The sequence below is a fragment of the Centipeda periodontii DSM 2778 genome (assembly GCF_000213975.1).
Taxonomy (GTDB): Bacteria; Bacillota; Negativicutes; order Selenomonadales; family Selenomonadaceae; genus Centipeda; species Centipeda periodontii.
Genome location: NZ_GL892076.1, coordinates 2,469,118 through 2,476,704, shown reverse-complemented (window position 1 = coordinate 2,476,704; position 7,587 = coordinate 2,469,118). Strand labels below are relative to the sequence as shown.

The 7,587-nt window shown below is 54.7% G+C and carries 7 protein-coding genes and 1 riboswitch; all 7 genes read left to right on the top strand.

Translation table 11 applies throughout. The annotated features are described in order from the left end of the window. The first annotated feature begins 160 nt into the window (after positions 1-160). The gene (locus HMPREF9081_RS11370) at positions 161-481 is read left to right on the top strand and encodes an AAA family ATPase (RefSeq protein ID WP_006307511.1); all 321 of its coding nucleotides are present in this window, start codon (positions 161-163) and stop codon (positions 479-481) included. 44 nt (positions 482-525) lie between these two features. Beyond that, complete coding sequence (locus HMPREF9081_RS11365) at positions 526-2,337, top strand: phosphoethanolamine transferase (RefSeq protein WP_245529896.1); 1,812 nt, start codon at positions 526-528, stop codon at positions 2,335-2,337. A 190-nt stretch (positions 2,338-2,527) separates the two neighbouring features. Then, a complete protein-coding gene (htpG, locus tag HMPREF9081_RS11360; RefSeq protein WP_006307509.1) occupies positions 2,528-4,477 on the top strand; it encodes a molecular chaperone HtpG in 1,950 nt (649 codons plus the stop codon). Between the two features lie 9 nt (positions 4,478-4,486). Further along, positions 4,487-5,158 (top strand): TerC family protein, encoded by a 672-nt coding sequence (locus HMPREF9081_RS11355; protein ID WP_006307508.1) that lies wholly within the window; start codon positions 4,487-4,489, stop codon positions 5,156-5,158. 1 nt (position 5,159) lies between these two features. Further along, positions 5,160-5,546: a dihydroxyacetone kinase phosphoryl donor subunit DhaM gene (gene dhaM, locus HMPREF9081_RS11350; RefSeq protein WP_006307507.1), complete on the top strand. Its 387-nt coding sequence runs from the start codon at positions 5,160-5,162 to the stop codon at positions 5,544-5,546. Positions 5,547-5,583: 37 nt separating this feature from the next. Then, positions 5,584-5,724, top strand: a riboswitch (FMN riboswitch). Positions 5,725-5,826: 102 nt separating this feature from the next. After that, a complete protein-coding gene (gene ribD, locus HMPREF9081_RS11345; RefSeq protein WP_040395168.1) occupies positions 5,827-6,939 on the top strand; it encodes a bifunctional diaminohydroxyphosphoribosylaminopyrimidine deaminase/5-amino-6-(5-phosphoribosylamino)uracil reductase RibD in 1,113 nt (370 codons plus the stop codon). Between the two features lie 9 nt (positions 6,940-6,948). Further along, positions 6,949-7,584 carry a riboflavin synthase gene (locus tag HMPREF9081_RS11340; protein ID WP_006307503.1) on the top strand — a complete coding sequence of 212 codons (636 nt, stop codon included), beginning with the start codon at positions 6,949-6,951 and terminating at the stop codon, positions 7,582-7,584. The last annotated feature ends 3 nt before the right edge of the window (positions 7,585-7,587 follow it).

The following is a 7,587-nucleotide window of genomic DNA, read 5'->3' as shown; positions in this document are numbered from 1 at the left end:
CCCGCATTGCGGAGCCATTCATGATCGGGACAGGAACGCCGCAAAGAACATCTTGAAGGTTGGGGCATCGACCTTCTTTGGAGAGGCATCGTAAGACCTGCGCTATCGCAGGCAAATGCCGTAGGTATCCAAAAATTCCCCGGCTTTCGCCGTGGGGAGTATGTCAAAGTTTAGCACTTCGAACTTCAGATCGATTAAAGATGAAGTCGTGTTGAGCATGCTGGCAAATGAAACAGACGATGTGCATACGGAATATTTGTGTCATGTTGGAGCAGAGAGCTTGATTCCCGTTGCTGCTATCTATGGCGCGAATGCGGCAGGAAAAAGCAATATACTGAATGCAATGAATGTAGCTATTGGGCTTATTCGGCAGTCTGATTCGCGTGGGATAAATAATATACTGCGTGGTATTGATTCGTTTCGTTTTGATGAGGAAATGCGTGAGCAGTCAACACGGTTCGACTTTATCTTTATTACATAAAGTTCGCGGAAGTTTGATTTTGTAGGAAGGCAACGCAGAAAATGATGACAAAGTGGGCAGAAAACCAGAGCCGCAAATGGATGCCGTATATGGTCACGGTTCTCATCGTCGTTTCCCTGGGGGCGCTTCTTCAGATGGTTGTCCTTTCGGACAAGTACAAGGGGCTTGTTGAATTGGGGAGGTTGTTCTATTTAGGTATATGGACGGCAATTCTGTTGCCGATGGCGGTATACTCAAAGCGATACATTCTTATGCTTGTGTTTTATACTGCTGTTTTTGTGAGTGCAGCATACGTGCCATTTTTGGGTGGAGCAAATGTAGCCGGTAAAGAAATTACTTCCGCCTATTTGCTTGGTGCATCGCATTTCCTCTTTTGGACTTGGATCTATGGAGCTGCGCGAAAGATTTCCTCGAATGCTCTGCGACGCTTCGCCTGTGGATTCTCTTTTGCGGCTTTGGCGGTGGCGATCCTTATGCCGCTTCTGGTATGGGGGTATTGGATTGTCAGCGGCGGGTACGTTTTATCCTCTGCCATTGTCTTGACCTTGTTTCAAACCAATCTGGCTGAATCACTTGCATATCTGAAAAATCAAAATGTTTTCCTTTGGATTTGTGGTTCGTTGGGGCTGTTTTTTGCAGTCGTCGGTACTATAAAAGCACTGCGAGTCGCCCTTCATGTGGATGTTCAACTGCCCGACCGGCGCATGTCTTTGCTTTTTCTTTTCTTTATGCTCATAGGGCTTTTCGTTGTGAATCACGGAGTGAAGTATTACCTTCCTGCTCACATTGGTATGGAAGTGAAGGTGGCACTTCAGCAATATCGTGCTTATGGAGAAGCACGCGCAATGCGGGAAGAACGCTTGAAAAACCTGCAAGGACTGAATCTTGTTTCTTCTGGTGGGGTATTCGTTCTGGTGATTGGTGAAGCAGAGACGCGAAACCACATGCAGGTTTATGGATATGCGAGAGAAACAACGCCGTGGATGAAAGACCAGTGTGAAAATAAAGAGAATGTCACCTTTTCCAATGCCTACTCAAATTATGTTCATACCGTTCCTGCGTTGACCTATGCGCTCAGTGAAAAGAACCAGTACAATGCGATGGATTTGAAGGATGCGTATTCCATTGTCGAAGTGGCGAACGCAGTCGGCTATGAGACGTATTGGATCAGCAATCAAAAAAAACTGGGTGTAGCCGACACGCCCGTTTCAGAAACTGCGAGTACGGCACAGCATCAAAAATGGATGAATGGCATGTTCGGAAACAGTCAGGTCACAGAATACTATGACGATATACTTCTTACACAAATTCCGCAAGTTTGTGAAAAAAATGCGTTGATTATCATACATCTGATGGGATGTCATGCGGATTATCGGGATCGCTGTCCCAATGCGCATTTTTCGGGGGAGGACTCCTATGTCGATCAGTATGATGATGCCGTGTTGTATAACGACTACATACTCTCCCAAATTTACGAACAGGTTCATTCACTGCCAAACTTCAAGGGGATGGTTTATTTTTCCGATCATGGCGAAGATCCTGATCGCAGGTTGTACCATGAAGCGACCAAATTTACCTGGAGCATGGCACGCATACCGCTCGTGATGTGGTTTAGTGATGCTTTTCAAGAGGAGCGCCCAGAGGTGTTTGCTCAGTTGAAGGCTCATGAGCAGGCGTATTGGACAAATGACATGATTTACGATGTGATGATTGATGTTTTGGGCATTGAAGGGATGCCTCATGTGGATTTGCAATATGACTTGGCATCGAAAGATTATGGGATAACAAAGGAAAATGCCATGACGTTGCATGGTACGCTGAAATTAGCGGATGAGGATATGCAGGCAGAGAGATGAGTCATTCACACTGCCATCTTAGCGACTCTTTTTCACCCGCATTGTGTCGGCAAATCCCCTACAATATTTGGCAAAGAGCCATGATGGAATTTGACTTTTTGTCATTTTTCGTGTAAAATGAAGAACAGTTTTAGAATTGCATACGCATAAATGTGATGCAAAATAATCGAATACAAGGGAGAACGATAACATGGCAAAGGAAACATTTGAGTTTCAAGCTGAGACAAAACAACTGTTGGATCTGATGATCCACTCGATCTATACGAACCGCGAGATCTTTCTGCGTGAACTGATCTCGAACGCGTCGGACGCGCTCGACAAGCTGCATTTCGAGAGCCTGACGAACAGGGAACTGCTTGAGGGCAACGAGAACTATGAGATTTTCCTCGTGCCGGACAAGGAGTCGAAGACGCTGACAATATCGGACAGCGGCATCGGCATGTCGCGGGCGGAGATTGTCGAGAACATCGGCACGATTGCAAAGTCGGGCACGAAGGCGTTCATGGAGCAGCTCGCAAAGGCGAAGGAGGAGAGCGGCGGCGCACCAGACAAGGAGATGATCGGTCAGTTCGGCGTGGGCTTCTACTCGGCATTCATGGTCGCGGAGAAGGTGACGATTGTGACGCGCCGTGCGGGCGAGACACAGGCGACGCGCTGGGAATCGACGGGTGACGGCAGCTATACGATCGAGGACGCGGAGAAGGAGGGGCGCGGTACGACGGTGACGATCCACCTCGCGAAGGACTTCACGGAGGGCGAGACGGACTATACGGACACGTTCGAGCTTGAGAGTCTCGTGAAGAAGTACTCGGACTATGTGCGCTATCCGATCCGCATGAATGTGACGACGGAGGAGATGCCGCGCGACGACGAGGGCAAGATCATCGAGGGCGCGGAGAAGATCAAGAAGACGGAGCTGCGCACGCTGAACTCGATGCAGCCGCTCTGGACGCGTGCGAAATCGGAGATCAAGCAAGAGGAGTACAACGACTTCTTCCGCGATCAGTTTCACGAGTGGGAAGCGCCGATGGAGGTCTTTCACACGAAAGCCGAGGGCACGGTTGAGTATACGGCACTCCTTGAGATCCCGGCGCGTGCGCCGTTCAATCTCTATCAGGCGGACTACGAGCCGGGCATCCAACTCTACTCGCGCCACGTCTTTATCATGGACAAGTGCAAGGATCTCCTGCCGGAGTATCTGCGTTTTATGAAGGGGCTGGTCGATTCACCTGACCTCTCGCTCAACATCTCGCGCGAACTGCTGCAGCAGAGCCGCGAGCTCAAGACGATCGGACGCGCGCTGGAGAAAAATGTGCTCAAGGCGCTCGGCAGGAAGCTTGAGAAGAACCGTGAGGACTACGAGAAGTTCTGGAACGAATACGGGCGCATGCTCAAGATCGGCATTTACAACAGTATGTACTCTGGACGCGATACGGTGGACAAGCTGAAGGATCTCCTGCTTTTCCACAGTTCGAAGGAAGGGAAGCTCGTCTCGCTCAAGGAGTATATTGCGCGTATGCCGGAGAGTCAGAAGAGCATCTACTACGCGACGGCGAAGGATCAGGCGACGATTGAGCAGCTGCCGCAGATGGAGCAGCTGCGTGAGCGTGGGTTCGAGGTGCTCTTCCTGCTCGATCCCGTGGACGAGTTCGCGATTGAGACGGTGCACGAGTACGAGGGGAAGAGTTTTCACTCGATCAGCCGCGGTGACTTGGGTCTCGACGATGCGGAGAGCGAGGCGGCGAAGAAGGAGACGGAGGACATCGCAAAGGCGAACGACGATCTCATTAAGGACGTGAAGGAAGCCATCGGCGATAAGATTGCCGAGGTCAAGATCTCGCAGCGTCTGCGTTCAAGCGCGGTCTGTCTTGTTGCGGATGAGGCGGGACCGTCGCTCTCGATGGAGCAGACCTTTGCCGACATGAACAATCCGATGTTCAAGGCACGCCGCATCCTTGAGATCAATCCGCACCACGATCTCTTTGCAAAGCTGAAAGAGCTGCACGCGGCGGGCAAGGACTCTGAAGAATTCAAGGACTACTGTGACCTCCTCTATACGCAGGCTCTCCTCATCGAGGGAATCCTGCCGGAAAATCCCGTCGCCTTTGCGCAGAAGCTTGCAAAGATGATGGCGAAATAAGGAGAAATCGTGGAAGTCGAACTCTTTTCGTCACAGTTCTTTGTGGCGCTTTTCTCGATCATTGTGATTGATCTCGTGCTGGCAGGGGATAATGCCGTCGTTATTGCGATGGCGTCGAACCGGCTGCCTGTGCATCTGAGGAAGCGCGCAATCTACGTTGGTACGGCGGGTGCGATCCTCATCCGTCTGATTATGACGTTCTTCGCCGTGCAGCTGCTCTCCGTGCCGTATTTGCAGGCACTCGGTGGACTCGTGTTGCTGCCGATTGCGGTGAAGTTGATGAAGCCGTCGGGCGGCGAGGAGCATATCGAGGCGGCGGAGACGTTTGCGGGGGCGGTCAAGACCATTATCATTGCCGACGCGGCAATGGGGATCGACAATGTGATTGCGATTGCGGGCGCATCGCACGGCGACTTTTTGCTTGTCGTGCTGGGGCTCATCATCAGCGTCCCGATTGTGGTCGGCGGCAGTCAGCTGATCGGCTCACTGATGGAGAGGTTCCCCGTGCTCGTTGTGCTCGGTACTGCCATCCTCGGCTGGACGGGCGGTACAATGATTGTGCATGACCGTACGATCGGCATCATGCTCCTGGAGGCAGCACCACAGGCGGAATACCTCCTGCCTGCGGCACTCGCGGGGGCGGTGTGTGGTATTGGCGGTTATCTGCGTCGGAGAGGCTGATATGGTCGGACTTGTGATTGTGACACACAGCGCCGCGCTCGCGCACGGCATCGCGGAAACCTGCCGTATGATGGCAAAGGATGCGCGCCTTGCGGTTGCGGGCGGCATGGAGGACGGCGGCTTCGGCACGAGCTACGCACGGATTGTTGCCGCAATCGATGCCGTGTACGGTGCGGACGGTGTTGTGCTCCTCGTGGATGCAGGCAGTTCGATTCTGACCGTGGAGACGATTGTGGAGGAAATGCCGGAGCGACGTCTGCGCATGGCAGACTGCCCCGTCGTCGAGGGGAGTGTTGTCGCCGCGATTGCCGCCGTCTGCGGAGCGAATCTCGACGATGTTGTGCGTCGTGCGGAGGAGACTCGCGGCGCGGCAAAGATTGGCGATTGACAGCGAGAACCTGTGGTGTTACAATAGCATACGAATGATGCTCTTTGAGGCGGGGTGCAAATCCCCACCGGCGGTACAGCCCGCAAGCCACTCGCGAGAGCGGCACGATTCGGTGAGATTCCGAAGCCGACAGTGAAGAAGGCGGTTGCCTTCGCAGTCTGGATGAGAAAAGGCGCGTCTATGGAAGGAAGCACGGATCAATGTATTTGTGTTTCATCAGGACGATTTATGTGCCGCCGGAGAAGAAATTCCGGCGGTTTTTTTGTTGAATGGGGTTGCTATGAACGAGCAGCAACGGGAACTAGACGAATCCTATATGCGCGAGGCTCTGCGGATTGCAGAGTACGCGCGCGGGCGCACCTCGCCGAATCCTTTGGTCGGTGCGGTCATCGTGCGAGATGGGGCGATCGTTGCGAGCGGCTGGCATCGCGCGGCGGGCGAGCCGCATGCGGAGATTCATGCGCTGCGCATGGCGGGCGAGCTTGCACGCGGGGCGACGCTCTATGTGACGCTTGAGCCCTGTGCGCATCATGGGCGCACAGGGCCATGTGCCGAGGCGGTGATTGCGGCAGGACTCGCGCGCGTCGTCATTGCGCTCTCTGATCCGAACCCCTTGGTCGCGGGGCGCGGCATCCATTTGCTCACGGCGGCGGGCATCGAGGTCACAACAGGCATATGCGAGGACGAAGCACGGCGGCAGAACGAAATTTTTCTCAAATGGGTGACGACAAAGCGTCCCTTCGTGACACTCAAGACGGCGATGACGCTCGACGGCAAGATCGCGAGCCATACGGGCGCATCGCAGTGGATCACGGGCGCGGCGGCACGTGCGCGTGTGCATGCGTATCGCAACGAGTATGACGCGATTCTCGTGGGCATTGGCACGGTGCTTGCCGACGATCCGAGTCTTACCACACGGCTGGAACATGGCACGGGGAAAAACCCTCTGCGCATCGTGCTCGACTCGGAGGCGCGCACACCGCTCGATGCAAAGCTTGTCGCGGATGGTGCGGCACCGACGATTATTGTCGTAAGCGAGCGCGCCGACCACAGACGTGTGAACCTCCTTCGTGCGTGCGGTGCAGAGGTTGTAACGCTCGGCGCACAGCGCGTGGATATCGCGGCGCTGCTGGATTATCTCGGCGCACGTGAGATCACATCGCTGTTCGTCGAGGGCGGTGCTACGGTGAATTGGTCGCTGCTTGCAGGGGGATCTGTCGATAAGGTACACGCCTTTATTGCGCCCATGCTGATGGGGGGAGCGGAAGCGAAAACGCCGATCGGCGGCACGGGCTTCGACAGCCCGCAGGCGGCATTTCGCCTCCATGATATGACGGTGGAGCAGCTGGGTACGGACATTCTCGTCACGGGTTATCCGTGTGCGGCGGAGTGAGGAGGCTTCATGTTTACCGGAATCATTGAGGAGGTCGGCACCTTTGGCGGACTTTCGGGCGGCAATATCTCCATCGGTGCGCGGCGCGTTCAGTCGGACGCGCACATCGGCGACAGCATTGCCGTCAACGGCATCTGCCTCACGGTGACGCAGTTTGACGCACACGGCTTCCGTGCAGCGGTCATGCCCGAGACCGTGCGTCGCACCTCGCTTGCGGGTCTTACGCACGGTGCGCCGCTCAACCTCGAGCGCGCACTGCTTCCGACGACGCGGCTTGGCGGACATTTCGTCAGCGGGCACATCGACGGCGTGGGGCATATCCGAGCGATGCGCGAGGAGGGCAACGCGATTCTGATGACCGTCGCGGCAGATGATGAAATACTGCGCGGCATTGTTGAAAAGGGATCGGTTGCACTCGACGGCATCAGCCTTACGGTTGCGCGGGTCGGCACGACGGATTTCACCGTCAGCCTGATCCCGCACACGCGCACGGTGACGAATCTCGGTGCGAAGCGCGTCGGCAGTCCGCTCAACATCGAGACGGACATCCTCGGGAAATACGCACTGAAACTGCTCGGCGGCGAAAGTTTTGCTGCGACGGGCGCAGGGCTGACGCGGGACTTTCTTTTGAAAAATGGATTTTAGGAG

Excerpts from the sequence above, each read along its gene's own strand:
- htpG (WP_006307509.1), top strand. The coding sequence starts at position 2,528 with ATGGCAAAGGAAACATTTGAGTTTCAAGCTGAGACAAAACAACTGTTG.
- dhaM (WP_006307507.1), top strand. The coding sequence starts at position 5,160 with ATGGTCGGACTTGTGATTGTGACACACAGCGCCGCGCTCGCGCACGGC.
- HMPREF9081_RS11370 (WP_006307511.1), top strand. The coding sequence starts at position 161 with ATGTCAAAGTTTAGCACTTCGAACTTCAGATCGATTAAAGATGAAGTC.
- ribD (WP_040395168.1), top strand. The coding sequence starts at position 5,827 with ATGAACGAGCAGCAACGGGAACTAGACGAATCCTATATGCGCGAGGCT.
- HMPREF9081_RS11365 (WP_245529896.1), top strand. The coding sequence starts at position 526 with ATGACAAAGTGGGCAGAAAACCAGAGCCGCAAATGGATGCCGTATATG.
- HMPREF9081_RS11340 (WP_006307503.1), top strand. The coding sequence starts at position 6,949 with ATGTTTACCGGAATCATTGAGGAGGTCGGCACCTTTGGCGGACTTTCG.